Below are 26,280 nucleotides of genomic sequence, written 5' to 3'. Positions count from 1 at the left end.
TGGAGGGATAACAGATGAAAATTATAATATTTGGAGCGACTGGACGTACAGGAAGTGAGATTGTTCGCCGTGCATTGCAAGACGGACATGAAGTCACTGCATTTGTCCGTTCACCTGAAAAATGTGAGCCGCACGAGCAATTGACGGTACTAGAAGGGAATGTGCGGGATGCAGATTCCGTGAAAAAGGCAGTAGCGGGTGCTGATGCAGTGGTGAGCGCACTGGGTACAGACAAAACAACGACATTGACAGAGGCAGCAGCTGCGATTATAGAAGGCATGAAAGAACATGGGGTATCCAGAATCGTCACAATCGGCACGGCAGGCATACTTCAGAGCAGAACTGAACCATCAAAGCTGCGCTATCAATCAAGCGAGTCACACCGTAAATTAACATTTGCAGCAGAAGAGCATCATAAAGTATTCGAAATGTTGCAGGGCTCAGGACTTGATTGGACGATCGTTTGCCCAACGTATTTGCCTGACGGAGAAGCGACGGGCAATTATCGGGTGGAACGTGATGTACTGCCTGAAGAAGGTGCCCGAATTACCACGGGAGATACCGCGGCGTTTGCCTATGATGAATTAAGCAAGAATGAGCATATCGGCTATCGGGTCGGGTTGTCCTATTAATAGTCAGGTTACAAGTAATGAAAACGTACTAGTTAAACGGAATAAATTGAGAAATTCCGTAGTTGTTTCCTTTTCCTGTGATATAATAGGTTAATAGCACCATACGGAAAAGGAGACAGGAAGACAAATGAGATGGTCCTTGAAAAACTTAATTCAAGTCGTAGCATTAGTAGCGATCATTTTAACTTTTCTAACCAGTACTACGGCTGGCTTTCGTGTGAATAAGCAAGCTTTAATAAAGACCACCTTAGAAACGAATTATGCCTATGCAGAGAAATTGTCTTCTACAACTGATATTTTTTTACGCGAAACATTGAGGACGCTTGAAGTCAATGCGGAAGAAGTTCTGCCTCTTCTTGATGATGAAGAAGCACAGCAGAAGTTGAATCAAATTGTCGAACGGATCCGCACACAGACGAGCACATTCAATTCAGTTGCCGTTTCCTCCGAAGACGGTATCGTCCTTGGCGTTTCACCGCCAAGCCTGGAGATACTTGGAGAAAAATTAACATCTATTGGTGCAAGGCAGGCTATCAATGAAATGAAACCGGTCATTTCGCAGCCTTACACTGGAATTACGGGAGAATTACTCATTTTCATCAGTGTTCCCTTAATAAAAGACGGTGAATACAGAGGGTTTTTAGGCGGTGCAATTTACCTGAACAAACCTAATGTACTGGAGAAAATATTAGGTGATCACTTTTATGAAGACGGCTCGTATGTGTATGTGGTGGATTCTGACGGAAAGTTAATCTATCATCAGCAGGAGGAGCGTTTAAAAGACAATGTCGCAGGCAATGAAGCTGTACAAAAAGTAATCAAAGGTGAAACCGGCTCCATGCAGCTCATTAATACAAAAGGGGTGCCGATGCTGGCTGGATACTCTTATTTATCTATTGCGGATTGGGGGATTGTTTCTCAGCGCCAAGTAGATACTTCGGTTGAACCAGCGAAAGAGATGGTTCTGGAAATGGCGTGGAAATCACTCCCTTTGTTAGTTTTGGCATTCCTTCTTGTATATGTTTTATCAAAAAAAATTGCACTGCCGCTTCAAAAGTTGGCTTATTATGCGGAGAACAGTATTAAATCTAATGAACAAGAGAAAATGGTAGAGGTTCCGGATTGGTATTACGAAGCCAGGCAGCTAAAAGGTGCTATGCTGCATAGCTTAGATTATTTCAAGAATGAGATGAATTATTTCATTCATCAATCTACGACAGATCCCTTAACGAAATTAACCAATCGACGTACGATGGATGATTTTATGAAACAATGGGTAGAGAATAAGACGCCATTCTCTATCATCATCCTGGACATAGACAAATTTAAGCGTGTCAATGACCGGTACGGACACGCAACAGGCGATGAAGTACTGATTTATCTGTCGGATTTGATGCAGCGCGCTGTGAGAAAACAGGATATTTGCTGCCGGTATGGCGGCGAGGAGTTTGTTATTCTGTTGCCGAAAGCCGATAAAGTAACTGCCTATCTGACGGCGGAAAGACTTCGAGAAAAAATGGAAGATACCATAAGTCCATGCGGAGAAGTCGTAACGATTTCATTAGGTGTCGCTGCCTTTCCGGAGCATGCCGACCACCCCGCGAGGCTTCTGGAATTGGCGGATCAAAGCCTGTATGAAGCAAAGCGCACAGGCCGTAATAAAACAATCGTTGCATCTGATGAACCTCGGCATGAATAATATGCCGAGGTTCTCCTCGCAGGTGCGGCGCGAAAAGAAAGGGGCGACGGTATGGAAGAACAAATGATGGATAAACGTTTACATATTAAAACAATAGGTGTCAGGGAGTGGGCACATCAATCCTCCCATTATAATCGCTATGAAGCGACCCCCTATGAAATGCTGGATTATTTATTTGCCCAGCACGATCTTCTGAAAGAGGGCAGCCTGATTGACTTTGGGTGCGGTAAAGGCCGTGTTCCTTTTTATATAAATCATCTTTTTTCGCTCGACACAGTAGGCATCGAAATGAATAGCGTGCTGCATCAAGACGCGATGACCAATTTGATGGACTATGGGCAGGCATTCCCGAAACGGTACGGTTCCATCTCGTTTGAATGCTGTAAGGCAGAGCACTATATCATTCCCTCGGATGCTGTTACTTTCTATTTTTTTAATCCCTTTTCTTTGGAGATTTTTCGTTCGGTCATTCAGCGTATTTTGAAATCTGCGGAGAATACGCCGCGTGCAATGGAAGTAATTTTATATTATCCGACTGATGAATACGTGTATTTTTTACATCATCATCCATTGTTTGAAAAGACCGCGGAGATTCCAATTACCCATCTGCAAGTACACGATAAAGCAGAGCGGTTTTTAGTGTACACATATAAACAGCCCTGATCGGCGCGGATCAGGGCTGAAGTCTATATGCGGGCAGGAGTGCCGAATCGCCGGCCCATCCAAAATATTAACTCCATCAGCAGTGCGGCTAAAATTCCAACGAGTAAACCGCTTGAGAGGAGCGGCTGCACGAGTTCGGGCATTTGAGAAAATACAGCAGCGGGCAATGTCATGATGGATAAACCGAGCAATGAAGGCAATGCGACACGGTAGATCGTTTTAGGCTCAAATGTTAACCCTTCCACATTGCGCAGCGCAGAACGGAATAATTGTAAATAGGCTACGAATAATACGGTATTTCCTACGCTTTGAGGAATAGTAGAGAAAAAGGCACTTAACGGCGGGACGAGCCCGAGAATAATGAATAATAGTGAGCCGATGAAGAACGGTGCTTTATCCTTTATTCCGCTGGACTGCAGAAAACCAATTGACGACGCGTAAGGTGCATAAGGGACGAGACCGAGGGCGCCTGCTCCCACATTTAATCCGCCTGTAATAAAGAAAGAAGTTTTGTATTGTGATTTCGTTGTTTCTTTTTCAAAAATATCTTCTGCGCCTTTAAGCGTGGCAATAGTATTTGTTGTATTCAGCAGTCCTGTAATTACTACGGTAATGACGATACCGATCTCAAGCGTCGGTTCACCCCATGGGAACCACTGAATGAAAGGAGTTGTTTTAATCGTATCTGCAGCCTCCGCAGGGAAAATTAGCACGGCACTGATCCATCCAACGGTCATGCCAATCAGCAGATTCAGGCTGCTGACGATTCCTTTCCCTTTAACATGCACGAGAATGGTCAATCCCGCCAATGCAAATGAGAACAGCGTTTTCGACGGGCTGATATATTCCCCGTCATTAAGACCAATCATACCTTTTAAGAAAATAGTAATTAACTGATTCGCCAGTAATAACAGAAAGACAAACATGACAGCGGGTGTGAACCACTTCTTCAATATTTCTCCCATGCCGAGCATCCCCAAGAACGCTACAAGTGCGCCTGAAATCATAGCCCCCACTGCGATGCTTCCGCCGACCGCCGTCAAACTTAAGCCCATCGCACTGGCGGTTCCTGCCAAACTGAGAACGACACCCCACCATAAACCAGATTGACCTTCCATCAAGGCCAGCCGATGCCCAAATATACCTTGCAGTAAACATGCAATTCCTGTGTAGATAAATGAGCGCTGTATCGCTGAAACGATTTCAATCTGTTCCAGTTCAAAGGCTGTACCGACTGAAATCGGAATGACTACAGTATTGGCAAACATAAAAAATAGCCATTGAAATCCTGCTAATGCGGTAATAGAGTGGCGCATCTGGTTAGTTCCCATCCATAAATCCCCCTTGAAAAACTCTGTGCTGACGTATGTCGAAAAAGTTCAAATATAGAGAGAACTATAGCACACTATTAATTGAAATAATAATATACTTATAAAATTGTTAAGAAAGATAGAGTTTTCTTCTGCGACAGTTAAAAGGGAGAACAGAAAAATAACCGCTCGCGATGTAAAAATAAACAGGGCTGCAACAGGAAGCCGTTGAATCCCAGCTTCTTGTACAGCCCTGTTTTTATAGCTCTGTTCTTTTTAATAACTCCAGCAACTGCCCGCAAGGCACAGGTCTGGAATATAAGAAGCCTTGCGCTTCATCGCAGGCCAGGGTTTTCAGAAACGCTGCCTGTTCGTCTGTTTCGACTCCCTCTGCGACCACACGCAAATGGAGATTTTTCGCCAAGTCAATAATCGCCTTGACAATTACCGAGTTCTTCGTCAAATCTCTTACGAACGACTGATCAATTTTTAGATGTGTAAGAGGGAATGTGCTTAAATAACTCAGTGAAGAATAGCCGGTTCCGAAGTCATCAATACTGATTTTAATGCCGATGTCCCGCAGCTGCTGCAGTATGTTTTGGCAATAGGTGACGTCGGACGTCATGCTCTCCGTAATTTCTATATTCAAGAACTGCGGCTGCAGCCCCGTTTTATGCAAGGTGTTTTTGACGTCTGCTACAAAGTTTGCGCTTTTGAATTGTCGAAGCGATACGTTGACGCTCATCAGCAAGGAGGTGTATCCCATGTCCTGCCACTCTTTTGCCTGTCTGCAGGCCGTTTCTAACACCCACAAGCCAATAGGCAGAATCATGCCCGTTTCTTCTGCAATCGGTATGAACCGGCCGGGTGAAACTAGGCCGCGCGTCGGATGCTGCCAGCGCACTAGTGCTTCTACACCTATTACTTTTCCTGTTTTAAATTCAAATTGAGGCTGGTAATGAAGGAATAATTCTTCCTTTTTAAGAACTTGTCTTAACTCCATCTCGATTAATGTCCGCTGCATCAGATCGTTATACAGTTCCTCTGTAAAGAATTGATACGTACTCTTACCAGATTGCTTAGCCAGATACATGGCAGAATCGGCATTTCTGATGAGTGTATCATAATGTGCTCCATCTTCAGGAAACATGCTGATGCCTATGCTTGGTGCGATGAATATTTCCAAATGATCGATGAGAAAGGACTTCGAGACTTCATCCACGATGCGCTGAGCAACCATTTTTGCCCCTTGTTTTGTAGTAGAGGAACAGAGTATGAGAAACTCGTCCCCGCTGAGCCGCCCGACTAAATCATTTTGACGGACAAGTGTCTGCAGGCGTGCGCCTACTGCCTTTAGCAATTGGTCCCCTATATAGTGCCCCATAGAATCATTAATATTTTTAAATCTGTCCAAATCCATGTAGAGCAAAGCGAAAGGCTGCTGATTATGCAGGCGGCTCTCAATCAAGTCTTCCACCGTCTGTTTTAATAATCGGCGGTTCGGCAATCCTGTCAGGTGATCGTGAAACGCCATATATTCGACTTGCCGTTCCGCTTCTTTACGATCGGTAATATCGATTGCGGTGCCGACGACTTCCACTACATTTTCCCCGTCAAAAATAGGAGAAAGATAAACTAGAAATGTATGGGACTGATACTGGATTTCAAACTGGGCAACACGGCCAAGCAGTGCGCCTAAGAGCTGACGCTTAATCGTAGACAAATTAAACTGTTTGTCAGCCGTCAATTGATTCAGTATATCTTTGTTGATTCCCAGTCTTTGCACCGCTTTACCTTCCAGCAATGTTATTTTGATTTGAAGATTTTCATCAAACGAATATTTGAAAATAGCATTTTGCAGATTTTTAACAGTCGTTGAAAAGTCATTTTTCACTGCCGTTTCAAGTGACTTTTCTGCGGCTTTGTGTGATGTCACGTCTTGTCTGATTGAAATATATTGAAATGGTTTTCCGTCAGATCCGATAAACGGAACAATCGTTGTATGGACCCAGTAATGGTTGCCGGACTTTGATTTATTCCGGATGACTCCGCGCCATACTTGTCCCGATTGAATCGTCGACCACATATTCTCAAAAAAACTTTTTGGATGTGTCCCTGAATTAACTACTCGATGTGTTTTCCCGATGAGCTCCTCACGCGAATATCCGGATAGTTTACAAAAATGGTCGTTAACATAGCTGATGACGCCTTGGGCATTCGTGATGACTACTACTGCCGCTTCATCAAGAGCATATTTAAAATTATGCAAGTCTGTTCGCGTTTTTGCGAATTCCTTTGAAACCAGTTTAGATCGTGTGACATCAATATCGAGCGATAAGTAATTTGTTAAATGACCTGCGGAGTCATAAATAGGCACGATGGTTATATCCAGCCAGTGCTCTGTATTGTTTTTGGATAAAATCCGCACAGATTCCTGATACACATTATCCCGGATGAAATGTTCTCTGAGCATATGAAGTGTCTTCTCGACGGAGAGCCCTCTGTTCAGCAGTTCCCAAGTGCTTCCTAGCAGCTCTTCTTCCTGGTAGCCTGTTAACTCACAGAAATTCTGATTCACATAGGTGAGATGACCGTTCAAGTCAATTAGGGATATGCAAAATTGTTCATCCAGCAGTTTTGATAGATGCGGATGGATGCTGGGGGCGTGTAACGGCATGATAGCACATCCTTTCTTTTGAGTGATTGTAAAAACAGCAAATTAGTTATATGGGAATTTTCGCATTGATGTTTTATATGAACATAATTAATAAGTCATGAAGCGTTTGAAATATTACTAATTATATCATATATAAGAGAGTTTTGAACTAGATCAAAAAAGAATATTATGTAGGTTTTTGGAAGTACCGTCAGCACATAAGGTTTATAAGAAGTAAAAGATATTGAGAAAGTATAAATTAAGGCTGCAGATGAGTGGAATTGGCGTTTTCACGAATACGCATTATGGTGTAGCCGCATGAGCCTCAGCATTCGATAGGTAGCCGGCAGATATAATTCCTTGTAATACTGAGCAGCAAAAGACCGAAGATCAGTCCCTGGCATTACTGGGCTGTCTTCGGTCCTCATCACAGCAGCTGTATGGAATATCGCTGCCTATCTTATCTTTTCGGCTGATAGTTCAATGTTTGAAACAGTTTTTTGCGTTCGGAATCCGTCAGCTCCCGCCATTCGCCGATCGCCAGGTCACCCAGCTCAATATTCAGGATCCGGACCCGCTGCAGCCGGCGGATATGATAGCCGAGCGCTGCACACATTCTGCGGATTTGGCGGTTTAAGCCCTGGGTCAGTATGATGGAAAATGTTTTAGGTCCGAGCTTCGTAACAGTGCAGGGTTTCGTTACGGTATCAAGAATTTTCACACCCGATTCCATCTGTTCAATGAAAGAAGAAGTGATCGGGCTGTCAACGGTCACGATATATTCCTTCTCGTGCCCATATTCTTCCCTTAGAATTTCATTGACGATATCTCCGTCATTCGTTAACAGCAACAGTCCGTCTGAATCTTTGTCGAGCCTTCCGATATGGAAAATCCGCAGCGGATGATTAACGAAATCCACGACATTTCCTTCGATGTGGCGCTCTGTTGTACTGGTGATTCCGACAGGCTTATTGAGTGCGATATAGACAAGCTGTTCTTCCTGCTCAACCAGTTTTCCGTCTACCTCCACTTGATCACCGGCTTCGACTTTGCTGCCGAGTTCCGCAAGCTCTCCGTTGATTTTGACACGGCCGTCGGCAATCCACTGGTCCGCGCCGCGCCTTGATACAATGCCCGCTCCGCTTAAAAATTTATTAATACGCATAATGACTCTCCTTCCGAACTTGTCACATTACATTAATTATAGCATTTTTGCCGTAAGAATTTGTTGACATTAAAGATTCTGCATATTAAGATAAATGTAATTACTAGACGGACAGAAGATTTCGGGAGCGAAGTCGTCCACGTTAGATGAGCAGAGTCAGCATAGAAGAGAATAGCGAAAAGATCAGAATAAGAAGAGTAGCGATTGCACGTGCTTGCTAGAGAGTCAGTGGCGGGTGGGAACTGATACACGGCATTCGTGAATGGACTTATGGCAGCTGTTTTGTTTCAAAACAGACGTGTGCCCGCGTTAAGGGCAGTGTGAAAACACATAAAGTGGGAGTGCTCAGGCGCTTCAATTTGAGGTGGCAACGCGGTTATTTAATCGTCCTCTGCAACAGGCTGACTGGCTCTGTTTGCAGAGGACTTTTTTTATTTTCGGTATATGAAAGTCCGTGAAACAGTCCATATAGAAAAGGGGAATGAACATGATGACAGAGCAGAAGAATTTACGGGTGACCACACGAAAGATTGAAGGCGATTCACTGACGCCGATTTTGATTTTCAGGAGGCTGAAAGGAAAGCATAAGTTTCTCCTAGAAAGCTCTTCGCAGGCGGGCGGGTCAGGACGTTATTCATTCATTGGACTAAATCCCCAAAAGGCGTACCGCGGCCGTGATGGCGTTGTGGAAGAAATCGTCTATTCAACGAATAAAACGTATACGCATGAAGGTGACCTTTACACATTATTGAAGCGGCTGATGCCCCGTATTACAGAGGATGCAGGTTTCCCTTTCACGGGCGGAGCAGTCGGTTATGTCGGGTACGGTGCAGCGAGAAACGGTGAAATGCGCAGCGCTGATGACCTGAACATACCTGATGTTTACTTCAATATTTACGATACGATTGTTATTTATGATCATAAACTGCATGACGTCACGTTATTGCACACAGAAATCAATCCGGTATACGAAGCGCCTGACTTGGATGAAATTGAAGACATGATCATCAACGGATCAATCGGCAAAGAAGAAAGTGTTTCTATTTCTGACTACCGCTGTGCGATATCCAAGGAAGAGTTTGAGCGCAGGGTACAGATTGTCATCGATGCAATTAAAGAAGGTCAGGCGGAACAGGTCGTCCTGTCGCGCCGGCTCGAAGCAGATATTACGGGCGATCCATTTGCGTTATACCGTAAACTGCGCCGCCGCAATCCGTCCCCTTATATGTATTACATGGAGTTTGAAGATCATACGGTCATCGGCACATCGCCTGAAAGTCTCGTCAGCGTCACAGGAAACAAAGTATTGACGAATCCGATTGCGGGAACACGCAGAAGAGGCCGTGATGAAGCGGAAGATCAAGCGCTTGAAACAGAATTGCGAAATGATCCGAAAGAACTTTCCGAACACGACATGCTCGTCGAAGTAAGCAAAAAAGAACTGGGGCAAATCTGTCGTCCGGAAACCATTGATGTCGCAAACTATCTTGAGACGGTGCGCTATGAACACGTCATGCACTTGGTATCTGAAGTGGAAGGCGAGCTGGCTCCCGGACTCCATGCACTGGATGCACTGAAAGCAACAATGCCGGCAGGAACAGTAACTGGATCACCAAAACCCGCAGCCATGGAGATCATTGATGAACTTGAAGATCAGCACCGCGGAATTTATGGAGGCGCAATCGGCTATATCGGACTGAACGGTAATATCGACTTTGCGCTGACAATCCGCACCATGCTTGTAAAAGAAGGGAAAGCCTACGTTCAGGCAGGTGCCGGCATAGTGGAAGCATCTGTTCCTTCATTAGAATATAAAGAAACATCCAATAAAGCGCGTTCCTTACTGGAAGCAACGGAAACAATCAGCTGACTGTCAAGGAGCGGCTGACCAAAAGAAAACAGAAACGCAGTATGCAGATGAGAAGGGAAGAGACGAGTATGGAGAAATTCCTAAGTATAGTAGAGAAGCAGCGCCATCTCATGTATGAAGAGATGAGAGAAGCAGCTGAATTATTGTTTAATGAAGAAACAGATGAAGAGCTAATCGCGCAATTCCTTATTGCCTTGTCAAAAAAAGGGGAAACTTCACATGAAGTAGCCGCACTGGCAGCTGTGATGAAATCTTACGCTAACGACTTGACACCAGCCGCTGCACGTTACTTAGATAACTGCGGAACAGGCGGGGATGGCGTGAACACATTTAACATCAGTACAACAGCAGCCTTCGTACTGGCGGGTGCGGGTGTCCAGGTTGCAAAACACGGAAACCGTAAAATATCCAGCGCAGCCGGCAGCCAAGATGTACTCGATGCACTCGGCATTCATACGGACTTTCAGCTTGCGGATATGCAGGAACTGCTTGAAGAACAAGGTATTGCGTTCTTATTTGCACCGGCTATTCATCCGAAAATGAAACGGATCGGAGCTATTCGAAATAAAATCGGCAAGACAACGATCTTCAACTTGGTCGGACCTCTGACAAATCCTGTATCACTGGAAACCCAGTTCACGGGCATCAACCGTCCGGACTTCATTATGGAATATGCATCTGTTCTGCGGATGCTTGGCCGCGAACGGGCTATCGTAGTAAGCGGAGCGGGCGGTATGGATGAGGCGTCGCTTGCAGGTCAGAATGAGTTTGTATTATTGGACCGGGGTGATCTAATTCCGTTTTCCTTGACCGCAGATGACGTAGGATTGGAATATGCGCCGCTGTCTGCGATTAGAGGCGGAGACGCAGTGGAAAATGCCGCAACGACCCGTTCGATTCTGGCAGGAGAACGCGGGCCGAAGTTTGACACGGTCGTGTTGAATGCGGGCATTGGTTTATTTGCCAACGGCCAAGCGGCAACGATACAAGAAGGCGTCAAGATGGCGACTGAAAGTATTTTGTCAGGGAAAGCTTTAGAAAAATTAGAAGCCGTCGTCGCGTTCAGCGATCGGATTCGGCAAGAGGCGGGTGTCAGATGACCATTTTAGATAAAATTATTGCACAGAAGAAAATAGAGGTAGATCAGTTAGTAAAGAATCATACAACATTTCCGGAAAGAGAAATTATACGGCCGTCACTGTATCGTACACTTCGAAAAGCCAGACAGCTTCAAGTCATTTCCGAAATGAAGCGTGCCTCTCCTTCCAAAGGATTGATTGCGGAAGGAGCAAACCCTGTAAGACAGGCGACTGCATATTATGAGGCGGGTGCTGCATGTATATCTGTACTCACTGACCGTGAATTTTTCAAGGGATCGTTTGAAGACTTGTCAGCTGTTGCAGACGCTGTTCCTATTGCGTTGTTATGTAAAGACTTCATCATTCATCAAATTCAAATTGACCAGGCGAAAAGTGCGGGTGCATCCGTCATTCTGCTGATTGTCGCTGCGCTTGACGACAAAGCACTTGGCAGTCTCTACACGTATGCCAACGAACAGGGATTAGACGTGCTGGTTGAAGTGCACAACGTGGAAGAACTGCACCGCGCACTGGCGATTGATGCAAAAATCATCGGAGTAAATAACCGGGATCTGCATACATTTGAGGTGGATCTCGCGCAGACGGAACTGGTTGCAGCACACTTCCCGTTTGATGAAGAGCGTGTGTTCATCAGTGAAAGCGGAATCTGGGGACCTGAAGATGCGAAACGTGCTGCAGAAGCAGGTGCCAGTGCAGTTCTGGTGGGAGAATCGCTGATGCGCAGTGATTCGGTAAAAGAAGCGCTGCAGGCGTTGCAAGTAGAGAAGAAAGTGATTCGTCCATGACAATAAAAGTGAAGATATGCGGCCTGACGCAGCCGGAACATGTGCGTGCAGCTGTTGAAGCAGGTGCGGATGCCATCGGTTTTGTATTTGCGCCAAGCCGCAGGGAAGTGACGGTTGAGCAGGCGCAGGAATTGGCGAAGCATATACCAGATTCGGTATGGAAAATTGGTGTGTTTACAGATGCATCAAGGGAACAATTGCACAGGACGTTTAAAGAAGTGTCCCTCGATTACATCCAGTATCACGGAGACGAGACGCCGGCTTTCATTCAAGAGGTTGGATTGCCTTCCATTAAAGCGCTGGCTGTTGAAAATGAAGAAGACGCGGCCAGGGCGGCTTCATATGATGTAGATTATTATCTATTCGATACACCGGGCGTTGAGTATAAGGGCGGCAGCGGGAAAACGTTTGACTGGTCGTTACTTGAAAATGCAGGTGTTTCAAAAGAACAAATTATTCTGGCTGGCGGCTTGCATGCAAGAAACGTGCAGGAAGCTGTCCGGCAAGTGAATCCATATATGGTGGATGTATCAAGTGGAGTGGAAATAGAAAAACAAAAAGACACAGAACGCATTCGGACATTTATCCATACAGCGAAGGGCAGGAGAAATCAAGATGACAACAGAAACTAAAGGACGTTACGGAAGATTTGGCGGACAATTCGTACCGGAAACGCTGATGACTGCATTGGCCGAATTAGAACAGGCTTATGAAGATGCGCAGCAAGATCCGGAGTTTTCAAAAGAACTGGATTATTATTTAAAAGAATATGTGGGCCGTGAAACGCCGTTATTTTTTGCGGAACGTCTGACGAAGCATGCGGGCGGCGCAAAGATCTATCTGAAGCGGGAAGATTTGAACCACACAGGTGCGCATAAAATTAATAACTCACTCGGTCAGGCACTGTTAGCTGCTCGTATGGGCAAGAAGAAAATTGTAGCGGAAACAGGAGCTGGACAGCATGGTGTCGCTACAGCAACGGCTTGTGCATTGCTCGGTCTGGAATGTGTAGTATTCATGGGGAAGGAAGATGTCCGCCGCCAGGAATTGAATGTTTTCCGTATGGAGCTGCTGGGTACAAAAGTTGTGTCTGTGGATAAAGGTGCGGGTACATTAAAAGATGCGGTCAATGAAGCGTTGCGTTACTGGGTTGCGAACGTGGAAGATACGCATTATATTCTTGGGTCCGCTCTTGGTCCGCATCCGTTTCCGCAAATTGTACGTGATTTTCAGCGTGTAATCGGTGATGAGACACGCCAGCAGATTCTGGCGCACGAAGGCCGTCTGCCGGATGCCGTTATCGCATGTATCGGCGGCGGAAGCAACGCAATCGGTATGTTCCATCCATTCGTTGACGATCAGGATGTAAAATTATATGGAGTAGAAGCGGCGGGAAGCGGCATTTCAACCGGCAAACATGCGGCCGCAATTGCGGGCAAACAAGAAGGCGTGCTGCACGGTGCATATATGTACGTACTGCAGGACGAGGATGGGTTCATTCAAGAAGCGCATTCAATCTCAGCGGGTCTGGATTATCCTGCGGTTGGGCCTGAGCATTGTTATTTACATGATATTAAACGGGTGAAATATGATTCCGTGACAGATCAGCAGGCACTTGAAGGAGTACAGCTGCTGTCCCGTGTGGAAGGAATTATTCCTGCCCTTGAAAGTGCGCATGCCGTGTATTATGCGGTGGAGCTGGCAAAAGAAATGAAAGAAGATGAAGTGCTCGTCATCTGCCTGTCCGGCCGCGGCGACAAGGATATGCAAACGGTGCGTGATGCGTTGGGAGGTCAATCAAAATGACGAAAAAACAAGTGACACAAGCAATTTTACAATGTAATGATCAGGGCGGTAAAGCATTCGTTCCTTACATCATGGCAGGCGACGGCGGATTGCAGACACTGAAGGAGAATATTCTTTTCTTACAGGAGGCGGGTGCAACAGCCATTGAAGTGGGAATTCCGTTTTCTGATCCGGTTGCAGACGGGGAAGTGATCCAGAAGGCTGGAGAGCGCGCTTTGGCAGAAGGCGTCACGCTGCGCAAAGTCATGAAAGAACTTGCCTCATTCAAAGACGAAGTTACTGTGCCTCTCGTTATTATGACGTATTTGAATCCTGTGCTGAGCTACGGTTTACAGGTGATTGCTGCAGACTGCGAAGCAAGCGGCGTTTATGGCCTTATCGTGCCCGATCTGCCGCTTGAAGAAAGCGATTTGCTGAAAGACGCGTTGAAAGACAGTGATGTGGCGTTAATTCAATTGGTTTCGCTAACGAGTCCTGCCGAGCGTATTGAGGCGATTGCCAAAGCGGCAGAGGGCTTCATTTATGCAGTGACTGTGAACGGTATAACAGGCGTTCGTTCTTCATTCACCGAAGGGCTAGAAGGTCACTTGGAGCGTTTGAAAGCAGCAAGTTCCGTTCCGGTTCTCGCAGGGTTCGGGATATCTACGCCGGAACACGTGCGATCTCTCGGTGCACTCGCTGATGGCGTAATCGTCGGGAGTGCCATCGTGCAGGCGCTTCATGAAGGTGACCGCGAAACGGTGCGTCATCTGATTGATGCATCAAAAAATCAAGTGCCAAATAGCTGACGACTGACCGAATAACTGATGAATTTCAGTTATTCGGTTTTTTGCGGATAAAACTATCCACAGGTAACGAATTGTGAATAACTTTTTCTGTATTTTGAGTTATTTTATGTGGTATATGCACAATATTTGTGTATTAGTTGTTCATAACGGGGATAACTTGGCGGCTATCCACATTTGATTTTGAGATCCCGTGATGACGATGCGCTTTTGTGAATATGATAAAGTAGGACATAGAAAGGGTGATGACTAGAATGATTCGTCCAGCACGTATTACAGCAGGTGATGTAATAGGAATTGTGGCACCTGCCAGTCCTGTAGAACGGGAAGTATTGGAGCGCTCATTTTCGTTCCTGGAGCAATTAGGGCTCCGCTATAAAATAGGAGAGTCTGTGTATAAGAAACATGGCTATTTGGCAGGAACCGATGAAGAGCGGCTTGCCGATTTGCATGCGATGTTCAAAGACCCTGAAGTAAAAGGGATTATTTGCGCCGGGGGCGGCTACGGCTCTGCTCGTTATGCTGAGCAGCTTGATATGGATGTAATTCACGAAAATCCAAAAGTGTTTTGGGGATTCAGTGATATTACATATCTGCATACCGCTATACGTCAGGGAGCGGGTCTGGTGACATTTCATGGACCGATGCTCGCGTCCTGCGTTGCACAGGATGAATTTCATGAACTGTCCGGAAAGATGTTTGGACAGCTGTTTAACCCTGTAGAAGTTCATTACTCTGAAGCTATTTCGCCGCTTGAAACGCTGGTCGGCGGTGTGGCTGAAGGGGAAGTGGTCGGCGGAAACTTAACACAGCTGGTCAACAGTCTTGGAAGTGAATTTGAGATCCAGACGAATAAACGATTGCTCGTCATTGAAGATGTGGGTGAAGAACCATATAAAGTAGACCGTCTGTTAAATCAGTTGCGTCTTGCCGGAAAACTCCGGGAAGCGGCGGGAGTGGTGATCGGTAATTTTGCGAAAGCGTCACCGGCAAAACCCGGAGTTACACTTACAATGGATGACGTATTTGCGCATTATTTCGGCAACCTCAGTCAGCCTGTCGTAAAAGGCTTCCAAATAGGCCACTGCGAGCCGAATATTGCGATTCCATTAGGGGTGAAGGGACGTTTGGATGCTGATCATAAGACATTGACCATTTTACCGGGAGTGGAATAAATGCAAATATGCACGGTGGAAACATTTGTTGTTTCATCGTCTTTGAGAAAACCATTTAGTACGGCATTGCGGACTGTTCATGACATACAGTCCGTGATTGTAAAAATCACAGCGAACGATGGACGGACTGGCTGGGGTGAAGCCGTGCCGACACATGTCATCACCGGCGATTCACTTGGCGGTATTCGCCATGTGATCACTCATGTATTTACGCCGCTATTAGCCGGACAGGATATAAGCCGGCGGGAACTGCTGTTGGAGAAAGTGCAGCAGTCCATTATCGGTAACACAAGTGCAAAAGCGGCGGTTGACATGGCAATCTATGATTTATTCGCGCAGTTTTGCGGATTGCCGCTAATGAATGCACTTGGCGGCTATCATTGTAACCTGACTACTGATCTGACTGTCAGTGTGGGCTCACCCGCGGAGATGGCAAATGAAGCTGCAGAACACGCAGCCAAGGGGTTCCGAATACTGAAAGTAAAAGTCGGGACAGGAAGTTTGCAGCAAGAAAGAGAACGTATTCAAGCGATTCGTCAGGCGGTAGGGCCGCATATTGCAATTCGCCTGGATGCCAATCAGGGATGGAGCTCGAAAGAAGCCATCCGGCTGATCCGCCAGATGGAAGACGACGGATTTAATTTGGAGTTAATAGAACAGCCCGTTGCCGCATATGATGTAGAAGGCTTGAGAGATGTCACGAGACAGACAAGCACGCCGATTATGGCGGATGAATCATTGTTTTCCGCAATGGACGCAGTCAAGCTGCTGAAGATGCGCGCAGTGGATGTACTAAATATCAAATTGATGAAGTCGGGGGGATCCGTGAAGCCTTGAAAATCAATGCATTGGCTGAAGCAAATGGAGTCGAGTGTATGATGGGCAGCATGATGGAAACGGCGGTGGGCGTAACTGCAGCTGCTCATGCGGCGGCAAGTCAGCCGAACATTACACGTGTAGATTTGGATGCACCGCTATTACTTAAACAGGAATTTGATGCAGGCGGCGTACGTTATAACAGAGCGCAGCTGGAGTTTGACAGTGCACACGGGCTGGGATTTGATCGGAAACGGATGATGCAGTGGGTGAAAAAGCATGCATATGAATGAGCAGTGGATGTGTGCAGTCAGTGTAGCGACAGTGTGGACAGATCCCGACTCTCCCCGTGTGGCGGATCTGCCTGCGCTCGATCATCCGGTACAGATAGATAAATGGCTTTCCCAGTTATCTTATGAAGAACGCTTGGCGCTGAGTGATACGGATCAAATTCAGACGCAGCTTTTGTACGGGGAACCGGTAATTGTAGAAGAAGTGATTGGGGACTGGGCTCGGGTCATTGCGAGCGCGCAGCCTACTAAAAAGGATCCGCGCGGTTATCCCGGATGGGTGCCGCTTGTGCAGCTGTCCATGCGTGAACAAGCGAGAACAGAAGAATTTGTCCGAGTCACAGCCCAAAAGGCCAGACTGTTGGATGAGTCGGGTCAGCTTTTCTTGCGTGTATCATTTAACACGGTCTTTCCGGCCGGCGGGCAGCGCGGCAAGAAAATCCGTGTCTGGACACCGCATGGATGGAAACTGCTGAACGCATCTGATACTGTGCGCCTAGGAGAAGAATCCACTGATCGTCCGTTGACTGTAGGCCGGCGTTTCCTCGGCTTGCCGTATTTATGGGGCGGCATGTCTGCGTGGGGCTATGACTGCTCAGGATTCATCCATAATATCTGGAAAGCATGCGGTATTGATTTGCCGCGCGATGCAGCTGATCAGGCAGAAGCCGGCAGACCTGTTTCGCTCGATACAAGCGAGTGGGAAAAAGGTGATTTGGTATTTTTCCAAAACGATAATGAATCTATCCATCACGTGGCGCTGTACGCAGGCAACGGCCAGATCTTGCACGCGCCTTCTACGGGAAAACTGATTGAACAAATTCCGTTGAAGGAGTCTGTGTATGCAAACAAAGTGTCAGCCGTCCGCAGAGTTGTCTGATGCAATAAAAGATGCAGCTTGTAAGTATTAGCGCTGTCTCCCTTGTTTTAGGTATACTAAAAGAAGATACTAAAAAGGGAGCTGTCGCAATGTCTGAACGAAAACCAATGGGTGAGTCAAGAACTATCCAAAGTAAGTTGGTTCTGCCGCCCGATACGAACCATATACAATCGATATTTGGAGGAAAGGTCCTCGCTTATATCGATGAGATCGCCGCAATCTGTGCAATGAAGCACGGAGGCACACGGGCAGCGATTACTGCGTCTATTGACTCCGTGGACTTCGTTTCACCGGCTTTGCTCGGTGATATGATTGAACTCGAAGCGATCGTTACGTCAGTAGGCCGTACATCGATGGAAGTCTTTGTGTCCGTCCATTCAAAAAATCTGGTGACAGGTGAAGTGAAGCTGACGACGGAATCATTTTGTACGATGGTGGCGGTGGACGACGCGAATCGGCCAATCCCGGTCGCGGATGTGTATCCTGAAACGGAAGCAGAACGAAGACTGTTTGATTCTGCACCGGCACGGCGTGAATTGCGTCAGCAGCGCCGCATGATGAAACGTTAACTGCAGCGCACGGAAGAAACGGCGTGTTCGTTTCTTTTTTGCGCTTTTTAAAGAATTAATTAACTTATTCATTCCGCTGTCAGCAGTCAAGATTGATCGCCTGAGACAGCGGATGATCTTTCTTTTTCAGAAGTGATAATTGCATAGATAAAAACAGCAGTGAATGAACAGGCCTTGGCCCGCTCATTCACTGCTGTTTGGTTGTATTAGTTATCGCTGCTGAACGTACGGACTAGTCCAAGTACAGTTCCACCAAGAATAAATGCGAACAATGCATACATGATATAGATGAACCACATGAATATCCACTCCTTTGATCAGTATCCTGCCTATCATTGTAACACCTTGACAGGCGCGTTGCAATGGCGTTTACAGGTCAACTGTGTCGGCTCTACGACCAAATAAACGTGGAATTTGTATATTATTGTTCCTTTTTCAATAAATCACGGATTTCAGTCAGCAGTTCCTCTTTCATATCCAGCGGTTTTTCTTCAGGCTCTTCTTCAGCTGGATCTGCCGGCTTCATCTTCAGCTTCATAAGCACCCGCAGGAAGATGAAGATGGAACCTGCGACAATCAAGAAATCAATGATAGATTGAATGAATAGACCGTACTTAATTTCAGCGTCCTCAAATGTATAGCTTAATGATGAAAAATCGAGCCCTCCCAATAAAATACCGATAATCGGCGTCATCACATTTTCTACAAGTGAAGAAACGATCGTACCAAATGCGGCACCGATGACAACACCAATTGCCAAGTCAAAGATATTTCCTTTAAACGCAAATTCCTTAAAATCCTTCCACATACACAACGGCTCCTCTTTAATGATTCCGTAACTTTTTATACCTTTGCTGCATTCGCCTGTTTTTGTCGCTGAAATCGCTGATACATAGCAATTGATGCAATCAGCCACAGCGCACTGGCAAGTACACCCCCGACAATATCACTTGGGAAATGTACACCTAAATAGATTCTGCTGACTGCAATCATCACAATCATGACGCCCGCCGCCAATGGAATGACAACACGAGTCCATGAGTGCATGAGATTCCGCCATACGATATAGGCAAGTATCGTGTACAAACTAAACGCCATCATCGTATGACCGCTTGGAAAACTGTACCCGCCAATTTCGATCAGGCGGTTAAAATCAGGCCGCTGCCGTTTGAAGATAAATTTCAGCACCTGATTGAGGATGCCTGTCCCAGCAATCACTGCAATGAACAGCATGGCTTGTGCGCGGTGTTTCTTCCATAAAAGAAGTCCAAGCGCCATCAGGCTGATGAATGCGACCGCTGAAGTGGAGCCGATGGTTGTGAACATTTTCATAACCGACGTCAGCCATGGAGCCTCTGCTCCTTGAACAAAATCAATGATAGGTTCATCAAAACTGTTGATCGTATGTAAATGAATTGCCCTTGCAATAAAAGCGAACAGTCCGGTGAATATGGTGCAAATAATCCAAACGGATAATAAACGAAGCGATAATTCGCGTATGATAAACACCCCTTTCTACTTTTATATATTTTGAACGTTTTTTTAGAAATGTCCAATGATATATCACGTTGCGCAAGCTAAATCACAATCCCATACGAGTGAAGATACGGTAAGCGATAATCCCGCCGGCAAGCTGCATGCGGAGTTGGGTGTTTCATACTGAAAAAGCCTATCCTGTTCAGGTATACAGATCTTGTTCTGGTCTTCTGCATCATATCTGGATTACACCAGTTGCTGTCATTGCGAGAGAAGAAGGGGAACAGCTTTGAACTCACTGCGGCGCTGGCGGATGGCTACGCAATGAGCCAGACAGGGAAGTGCGCCCTGTCAGTCTCATCACTTCGCCGACCGCTTGTAAGGCGCCTTCGTTTAGTAAGGAGGGAAGCGGAGGATGACACGTCTTTTGCCAAAGCACACGCCAGTCGTCTACCAGTCACTGCACTTCTTCCCTTTTAAAAAAATAACCTGAATTGGCTCCACTCAGCAGCGCAGGCACAACTGCGGGGTCGGCCGAAGTCATGAGACAACTGGCACGCACCTCGCCAGCTGGCTCATGACGAAAGGCAATCCCCCACGTGCCTGCGCGGGTCTTAAGAGTGGACACTTGCTGACTTCAATCCCTGATAACCGATCGAGCAACGACCACAAAACCAGAGACAAAACGATATTGAAGTCACTGCGGCGCTGGCGGATGGCTACGCAATGAGCCAGACAGGAAGATCGCCTGTCAGTCTCATCACTTCGCCGACCGCTTGTAAGGCGCCTCCGTTTAGTGAGGGGGAAGCAATTAAAACACATCATTTGCCAAAGCATATGCCAGTCGGCAACGAGTCACTGCACTTCTTCTCTTTTAAAAAAGTAACCTGAATTGGCTCCACTCAGCAGCGCAGGCACAACTGCGGGGTCGGCGGAAGTCATGAGACAACTGGCACGCACTATCGCCAGCTGGCTCATGACGAAAGGCAATCCCCCACGTGCCTGCGCGGGTCCTAAAGGTTGACACTTGCTGACTTCAATCCCTGATAACCGATCGAGCAACGACCACAAAACCAGAGACAAAACGGCATTGAACTCACTGCGGCGCTGGCGGATGGCTACGCAATGAGCCAGACAGGAAGATCGCCTGTCAGTCTCATCACTTCGCCGACCGCTTGTAAGGCGCCTCCGTTTAGTGAGGGGGAAGCAATTAAGACACATCATTTGCCAAAGCATATGCCAGTCGGCAACGAGTCACTGCACTTCTTCTCTTTTAAAAAAGTAACCTGAATTGGCTCCATTCAGCAGCGCAGGCACAACTGCGGGGTCGGCGGAAGTCATGAGACAACTGGCACGCACTATCGCCAGCTGGCTCATGACGAAAGGCAATCCCCCACGTGCCTGCGCGGGTCTTAAGAGCGGACACTCGCTAACTCCAATCCCCGACAAAAAGTCGAGCAACGACCCTAAAACCAGAGCAAAAACGGCATTGAACTCACTGCAGCGCTGGCGGATGGCTAAGACCCAATCCCTTCTGCACAAAGCACAATCCAATCCCATTGACTATACCCAAAGCAGACATGTCCCAAAACATATGACATTTGTCATCTCAAAGTCATGACATCTATGCCTACCCCTCCCGCTGCATAAAAGTTATCCTTAATGTATTAGCAACCCCACTAGGAGGGAAATTCAAACATGAGTAAAGAGAAAACGAAACAACTGCACAAAGATGTCGCGCCTTTCGCGAAATCTGATCTGAAAAAAAGTATTATTCAGTTGATCAACACGATTCCGCCAGTATTCATCTTATGGTTCCTGGCATACCAAAGCTTAAGCGTATCAGTGACACTGACGGTGGCATTAGCAATCGTTGCGGCGTTCTTCGTAGTCCGCACATTCATCATTTTCCATGACTGCACGCACGGTTCTTTCTTCCGCAATAAGAAAGCGAACACTATTGTTGGAACAATTACTGGCGTCTTGACATTATTCCCTTATGAAAAATGGAAAAGAGAGCACTCCATCCACCACGCATCCAGCTCCAATCTGGATAAACGCGGTGTAGGTGATATCTGGGTCATGACAGTTGAAGAATATCAAAATGCTTCAAAGTTTGAGCGTCTGGGATATCGTATGTACCGTAATCCTCTGGTTCTGTTTGGATTGGGGCCTTTATATTTGGTACTGATCGCAGGCCGTTTCAATCGCAAAGATGCGCGTAAGAAAGAGCGCTTGAATACGTATTTGATTAACATGATCTTAGTGGCTGTATATGCGGTATTGATCGTGGTGATCGGCTGGAAGGCTTTCTTGCTGATTCAGGGCACGATGATGTTTACAGCGGCTGCACTTGGGATTTGGCTGTTTTACATTCAGCACACGTTTGAAGATTCTTACTTTGAAGAGGAATCTGACTGGGATTATGTAAAAGCAGCTGTTGAAGGAAGCTCTTACTATCAACTGCCGCGTGTTCTGCAATGGGCAACAGGTAATATTGGTTTCCACCACGTGCATCACTTGGCGCCGCGTGTACCGAACTACAACTTGGAAATGGCGCATGAATTGACGCCGCCATTGCAAAAAGCAACAACTATCACAATCAAGACCAGCCTGGAATCATTGCGCTACCGCTTGTATGATCCGGCAAATAAGAAATTCATTACATTTAAAGAAGCAAAACAACATGCAGTAAGAGAAAAACTTTCAATCGATTTAAAACCGAAACGTACACGTTTACAATAAAATGGCGTGAGAAGGACTATCCTTCTCCGCCTTTTTATTTTGCATAACTATCTCTGCGGAGTCAGTTGTGTAAATATTTGTTACAATAGAATAAAAAGGACGGTGATAAAAGCTGATGTACAGTTGGTATAGTATTTTTCCGAAAAGTCCATGGCTCAGCATTTATGCCTGGGTTGTGTTTTGTATATTACCTTTCTTTTTTATATTGCGAAGTGCGTCTCCGCTAAATTTAATGATTGGTGTGGGACTGCTGGTACTCTTTTTCCTTTCTTATTATTTCTCTGCTAAATCAAAAAGCGGTCTCATGTATATGTGGATCAGCTTTGAAATCGTCATTTCCGTAGTGATGACGCTGATGTTCGGCTATGTTTATCTGTCGCTGTTTATTGCATTCTTTATTGGAAATATACGGAACCCGGTAGGTTTTTTCATAATTTATGGCTTACATATTGCGATATTAATTGGGGCAATAGTTGCAGGATTCTTCGTTGAAATTGATTTATTTTTACCGCAAATACATTTTATAATTATCTCGGTTATCGGAGTGGTTCTGCTGCCTTTCAACCTGTATAACCGGCAAAAACGGGATCTGTTGCAAGATCAGCTGGAAGTTGCCAGACAGCGGATCTCGGAGCTCACAATTATCCAAGAACGCGAGCGGATTGCACGTGACCTGCATGATACGCTGGGACAGAAATTATCAATGATTGGCTTAAAAAGTGATTTGGCTACACGATTAATGGACCGGGATATGGAGTCGGCAAAAGCAGAAATTCAGGATATCCGGCAAATTTCCAGCACAGCATTAAAAGAAGTGCGTGTTCTTGTCAGCGGGATGCGCCGTGTGAAGCTGAAAGATGAGCTGGTGCGCGTCCAAGAATTACTGAATGCGGCTGAAATCGAATACGAACTAAAAGGGGATCCAAACTTTCCTGATATGTCTCCTATTGTAGAAAATGTGTTAGTCATGTGTTTGAAAGAGGCGATTAATAATGTCGTAAAACACAGCTACGCCAAATATTGCTGTATTCTTTTTGAACGAACGGATAAAGAGTTTGTAATCAAAGTGAAAGACAACGGAATCGGCATCGCAAAAAATGGTGTAAACCTTCCGGGCAACGGGCTTGACGGTATGGGAGAGCGGCTGGAGTTCGTGAATGGAAAACTTTCGATTACGAGTGATCAGGGAACACAAGTTAAAATAACGGTTCCTGCAGTTTTGAAACAAATAAAGGAGGGATGACGTATGATCCGCATTGTAATAGCAGAAGATCAAGGGATGATGCTCGGTGCACTCGGGTCGTTATTGAATTTGGAAGAAGACATGGAAGTAGTGGGAATGGCTAAAAACGGTCAAGAAGCAGTGGACTTGGTCAAGAGCCTTGAGCCTGACATCTGTATTATGGATATTGAAATGCCAATCAAAACCGGTTTGGACGCAGCGGAAGAGCTGCAGCATATGGATTGTCAAATTATTATTTTAACGACATTTGCAAGGGCAGGCTATTTTGAACGGGCGCGCAATGCAGGAGTCCGCGGATATTTATTAAAAGATAATCCCATTGAAGAGCTTGTTAAATCGATTCATTCGATCATTAAGGGACGCCGGATTTATGCACCCGAATTGATTGATCTGGCATTTGATTTGAAAGAAGAAGAAAAGAATCCGCTGACTGAGAGGGAAGTGCAAGTGCTCAAGCTGATATCGGAGGGAAAGACTACAAAACAGATTGCCGCAGAACTGTTTTTATCGCCGGGCACTGTCCGTAACTACGTTTCCACAATATTGGATAAACTGGGTGTGCGTAACCGGATTGAGGCTATCACGTTATTTAATGAAAAAGGCTGGTTCCAATGAAATTTGCACAGGCATACATTCATAACAGGGGAGTGATTGGTGAATGAATAAGAATACGCAAAGTGAGTGGCTTGTAAAATTGCCCTTGTTACAGAGTGTAATAGATAAGAAGGAAGTGCTGTGGTGCAATCCTTCTGCCGAATCCGCAGTGGCGGGTCTGTTGAAAACGCGCTTATCTGAAGAGGACGTGGCAGATGCGGCTGATCGGCTGAAAAGGTTCGCTCCTTATTTGGCGAACGTCTTTCCTGAAACCGATGAAGGGATCATTGAATCCCCCTTGACTCCGATTCCGAAGATGAAGCATGTTCTTGAAACCGCCTATGCTGTCAATATCCCAGGCAAGCTTTTATTGAAGCAAGATAATGCTTTGCCGATCTCAGGCTCCATCAAGGCACGCGGAGGTATTTATGAAGTCCTGAAGCATGCAGAAGCACTTGCGATGAATCATCAGCTGCTGGATGACACAAAGGACTACAGCCAGTTTAATGCGCCGGCTTTCCGCGAGTTATTTGCAAAGCATAAAATCGCTGTAGGCTCGACGGGTAATCTGGGACTGAGCATCGGCATCATGAGTGCAAAGCTCGGCTTCGATGTGACAGTGCATATGTCCGCGGATGCCAAGCAGTGGAAAAAAGATTTACTGCGTTCAAAAGGCGTCCGGGTGGTAGAGTATACGGACGATTACAGCAAAGCGGTAGAAGAAGGGCGCCGTCAGGCAGAGGCAGATCCGTCCTGTCACTTTGTGGATGATGAAAACTCCACGGACTTGTTTATGGGATATGCGGTCGCAGGGGAGCGTGTTGCCACGCAGCTGAAAGAGCAAAATATTACCGTCGATGAAGCGCATCCGTTATTCGTCTATTTACCATGCGGTGTAGGGGGCGGACCGGGTGGCGTAGCATTTGGGTTGAAACTGGCATTCGGCGATCATGTACATTGCTTCTTCGCGGAGCCGACGCACTCACCTTGCATGATGATTGGCATGATGACAGGAATGCATGACCAAGTATCAGTAGCAGACTTTGGTCTGGATAATAAAACCGCAGCTGATGGTTTGGCAGTGGGTACAGCTTCTGCATTTGTCGGAAAAACGATGGAGCCTTTCCTCACAGGTTGCTATACGGTAGAAGATCAGACATTATTCACGCTGCTGAAAGAACTGGCAGACTGTGAAGATATCTGGCTGGAACCTTCCGCACTTGCGGGTATGACAGGTCCTGTGCATGCGATCAAGTCGAAACTGCCGTCAGCCGGCTCCGAAAACACGACACATCTTGTATGGGGAACAGGCGGAAATATGGTGCCTGAAGACGAAATGAAGAGGTATTACAATTATACGGGGAAATAAAACACGTCATTTCCCGGGAAATCGACAAAAGATGGGGCTGTCCAGAAAGTCAGTGAAAAAAACTGATTTTCTATGACAGCCCTTTTTTCATAGAAAGGAGATAAAATCCCTCTGTTCACCGTTCCTTTCCGTTCCAGGCCGATGCGTTTGAACTTCTTTAGTGCAGGTCTTTAAACAGCTTCAATTTCAAAAGCCTTGGAGCAAGCAACAGACCGATAATTGTTCCGCTCACTGTCGACACGAGAAACGGAGGCAGGAAGAAGAATGCGGTGACGGTTGTGCCCATCAAAATTTTTGCATAAGGCACCGCAAACAAAGGAGCGATCAAGCCGGTGCCGATAACTTCCCCGACACCTGCACTCCAATTCCTATTGAAACGCTGATACAATATACCGGCAAAAAAAGCGCCAATCATCCCGCCTGGAAATGCGAGCAGTGAACCTGTTCCCGTCAGCACGCGTAAGAGTCCCGTCACAAACGCTACAGTGACTGCGGCACCCGGTCCCATTACAATTGCCACAATGACATTCACTGCGTGCTGTATGGGATATGCTCTGGCGATACCGGCAGGGAACGAAACGAATGCAGAGCCGGCAACTGCGATCGCGACAAACATCGTCATGAAAACCATTTTACGTGTATTCATAGGAAC

Annotated in this window: 22 protein-coding genes, 1 pseudogene and 1 other annotated feature; of the genes and pseudogenes, 17 read left to right on the top strand and 6 right to left on the bottom strand. The window is 46.2% G+C overall.

Going from position 1 to position 26,280, the window contains the following annotated elements:
- Positions 1 to 14 precede the first annotated feature (14 nt).
- From SporoP33_RS08310 to SporoP33_RS08300, 3 genes are all read left to right on the top strand, one after another.
- On the top strand, positions 15 to 632 hold the full coding sequence (locus SporoP33_RS08310; protein WP_081243274.1) for an NAD(P)-dependent oxidoreductase: 618 nt from the start codon (positions 15 to 17) through the stop codon (positions 630 to 632).
- A 127-nt stretch (positions 633 to 759) separates the two neighbouring features.
- Entirely contained in the window at positions 760 to 2,331 is a 1,572-nt protein-coding gene (locus SporoP33_RS08305) for a sensor domain-containing diguanylate cyclase (RefSeq protein WP_081243273.1), read from the top strand.
- A 51-nt stretch (positions 2,332 to 2,382) separates the two neighbouring features.
- Positions 2,383 to 2,994, top strand: coding sequence for a hypothetical protein (locus SporoP33_RS08300; protein WP_081243272.1), 612 nt, complete (start codon positions 2,383 to 2,385; stop codon positions 2,992 to 2,994).
- Between the two features lie 23 nt (positions 2,995 to 3,017).
- Here the strand turns inward: SporoP33_RS08300 and SporoP33_RS08295 are convergent, their stop codons facing one another.
- The 3 genes from SporoP33_RS08295 to SporoP33_RS08285 all read right to left on the bottom strand — a co-directional run bounded on the left by SporoP33_RS08295 (position 3,018) and on the right by SporoP33_RS08285 (position 8,125).
- Positions 3,018 to 4,325, bottom strand: coding sequence for a uracil/xanthine transporter (locus tag SporoP33_RS08295; RefSeq protein WP_231293216.1), 1,308 nt, complete (start codon positions 4,323 to 4,325; stop codon positions 3,018 to 3,020).
- A gap of 238 nt (positions 4,326 to 4,563) precedes the next feature.
- Positions 4,564 to 6,981, bottom strand: a complete 2,418-nt coding sequence (locus tag SporoP33_RS08290; RefSeq protein WP_081243271.1) for a sensor domain-containing protein — start codon at positions 6,979 to 6,981, stop codon at positions 4,564 to 4,566.
- 439 nt (positions 6,982 to 7,420) lie between these two features.
- Positions 7,421 to 8,125, bottom strand: coding sequence for a pseudouridine synthase (locus tag SporoP33_RS08285; RefSeq protein ID WP_081243270.1), 705 nt, complete (start codon positions 8,123 to 8,125; stop codon positions 7,421 to 7,423).
- A gap of 175 nt (positions 8,126 to 8,300) precedes the next feature.
- Positions 8,301 to 8,520, top strand: a binding site (T-box leader).
- A 92-nt stretch (positions 8,521 to 8,612) separates the two neighbouring features.
- Between SporoP33_RS08285 and SporoP33_RS08280 the strand changes: the two genes are divergently transcribed.
- From SporoP33_RS08280 to SporoP33_RS08235, 10 genes and pseudogenes are all read left to right on the top strand, one after another.
- Positions 8,613 to 9,995: an anthranilate synthase component I family protein gene (locus SporoP33_RS08280; RefSeq protein WP_231293215.1), complete on the top strand. Its 1,383-nt coding sequence runs from the start codon at positions 8,613 to 8,615 to the stop codon at positions 9,993 to 9,995.
- Positions 9,996 to 10,063: 68 nt separating this feature from the next.
- Entirely contained in the window at positions 10,064 to 11,095 is a 1,032-nt protein-coding gene (trpD, locus tag SporoP33_RS08275) for an anthranilate phosphoribosyltransferase (RefSeq protein ID WP_081243268.1), read from the top strand.
- Positions 11,092 to 11,880: an indole-3-glycerol phosphate synthase TrpC gene (gene trpC / locus SporoP33_RS08270; RefSeq protein WP_081243267.1), complete on the top strand. Its 789-nt coding sequence runs from the start codon at positions 11,092 to 11,094 to the stop codon at positions 11,878 to 11,880. Before trpD ends, trpC begins: the two co-directional genes overlap by 4 nt.
- Entirely contained in the window at positions 11,877 to 12,512 is a 636-nt protein-coding gene (locus SporoP33_RS08265) for a phosphoribosylanthranilate isomerase (protein WP_081243266.1), read from the top strand. The genes trpC and SporoP33_RS08265 overlap by 4 nt, the downstream gene beginning before the upstream one ends.
- On the top strand, positions 12,496 to 13,686 hold the full coding sequence (gene trpB, locus SporoP33_RS08260) for a tryptophan synthase subunit beta (protein ID WP_081243265.1): 1,191 nt from the start codon (positions 12,496 to 12,498) through the stop codon (positions 13,684 to 13,686). Before SporoP33_RS08265 ends, trpB begins: the two co-directional genes overlap by 17 nt.
- The gene (gene trpA, locus SporoP33_RS08255) at positions 13,683 to 14,474 is read left to right on the top strand and encodes a tryptophan synthase subunit alpha (RefSeq protein WP_081243264.1); all 792 of its coding nucleotides are present in this window, start codon (positions 13,683 to 13,685) and stop codon (positions 14,472 to 14,474) included. Before trpB ends, trpA begins: the two co-directional genes overlap by 4 nt.
- 242 nt (positions 14,475 to 14,716) lie before the next feature.
- Complete coding sequence (locus tag SporoP33_RS08250) at positions 14,717 to 15,646, top strand: S66 peptidase family protein (RefSeq protein ID WP_081244804.1); 930 nt, start codon at positions 14,717 to 14,719, stop codon at positions 15,644 to 15,646.
- Positions 15,647 to 16,755, top strand: a pseudogene (locus SporoP33_RS08245) (dipeptide epimerase).
- Positions 16,748 to 17,632, top strand: coding sequence for a C40 family peptidase (locus SporoP33_RS08240; protein WP_196796757.1), 885 nt, complete (start codon positions 16,748 to 16,750; stop codon positions 17,630 to 17,632). Before SporoP33_RS08245 ends, SporoP33_RS08240 begins: the two are co-directional and overlap by 8 nt.
- Before the next feature lie 89 nt (positions 17,633 to 17,721).
- Positions 17,722 to 18,201 carry an acyl-CoA thioesterase gene (locus SporoP33_RS08235; protein WP_081243262.1) on the top strand — a complete coding sequence of 160 codons (480 nt, stop codon included), beginning with the start codon at positions 17,722 to 17,724 and terminating at the stop codon, positions 18,199 to 18,201.
- A 421-nt stretch (positions 18,202 to 18,622) separates the two neighbouring features.
- On the opposite strand, the gene mscL is transcribed toward SporoP33_RS08235, so the two are convergent.
- Both mscL and SporoP33_RS08225 read right to left on the bottom strand, forming a co-directional pair.
- Positions 18,623 to 19,009 (bottom strand): large conductance mechanosensitive channel protein MscL, encoded by a 387-nt coding sequence (gene mscL, locus SporoP33_RS08230; protein ID WP_081243261.1) that lies wholly within the window; start codon positions 19,007 to 19,009, stop codon positions 18,623 to 18,625.
- Between the two features lie 35 nt (positions 19,010 to 19,044).
- On the bottom strand, positions 19,045 to 19,710 hold the full coding sequence (locus SporoP33_RS08225) for a phosphatase PAP2 family protein (RefSeq protein ID WP_081243260.1): 666 nt from the start codon (positions 19,708 to 19,710) through the stop codon (positions 19,045 to 19,047).
- Between the two features lie 1,665 nt (positions 19,711 to 21,375).
- Here SporoP33_RS08225 and SporoP33_RS08220 point away from each other — a divergent pair.
- The 4 genes from SporoP33_RS08220 (at position 21,376) to SporoP33_RS08205 (ending at position 25,628) form a co-directional block, all read left to right on the top strand.
- Positions 21,376 to 22,422: a Delta(5) desaturase DesA gene (locus SporoP33_RS08220; RefSeq protein ID WP_081243259.1), complete on the top strand. Its 1,047-nt coding sequence runs from the start codon at positions 21,376 to 21,378 to the stop codon at positions 22,420 to 22,422.
- 115 nt (positions 22,423 to 22,537) lie between these two features.
- On the top strand, positions 22,538 to 23,665 hold the full coding sequence (locus SporoP33_RS08215) for a sensor histidine kinase (RefSeq protein ID WP_081243258.1): 1,128 nt from the start codon (positions 22,538 to 22,540) through the stop codon (positions 23,663 to 23,665).
- 3 nt (positions 23,666 to 23,668) lie between these two features.
- Positions 23,669 to 24,280 (top strand): response regulator transcription factor, encoded by a 612-nt coding sequence (locus SporoP33_RS08210; RefSeq protein WP_081243257.1) that lies wholly within the window; start codon positions 23,669 to 23,671, stop codon positions 24,278 to 24,280.
- Between the two features lie 43 nt (positions 24,281 to 24,323).
- Positions 24,324 to 25,628, top strand: a complete 1,305-nt coding sequence (locus tag SporoP33_RS08205; protein WP_081243256.1) for a D-serine ammonia-lyase — start codon at positions 24,324 to 24,326, stop codon at positions 25,626 to 25,628.
- Positions 25,629 to 25,785: 157 nt separating this feature from the next.
- On the opposite strand, the gene thiW is transcribed toward SporoP33_RS08205, so the two are convergent.
- Positions 25,786 to 26,274 (bottom strand): energy coupling factor transporter S component ThiW, encoded by a 489-nt coding sequence (thiW, locus tag SporoP33_RS08200; protein ID WP_081243255.1) that lies wholly within the window; start codon positions 26,272 to 26,274, stop codon positions 25,786 to 25,788.
- Positions 26,275 to 26,280 lie beyond the last annotated feature (6 nt).

This window comes from Sporosarcina sp. P33 (assembly GCF_002077155.1).
Taxonomy (GTDB): Bacteria; Bacillota; Bacilli; order Bacillales_A; family Planococcaceae; genus Sporosarcina.
The sequence above is the reverse complement of the archived record's forward strand: the minus strand, read 5'-3'. Positions and strand labels throughout refer to the sequence as shown.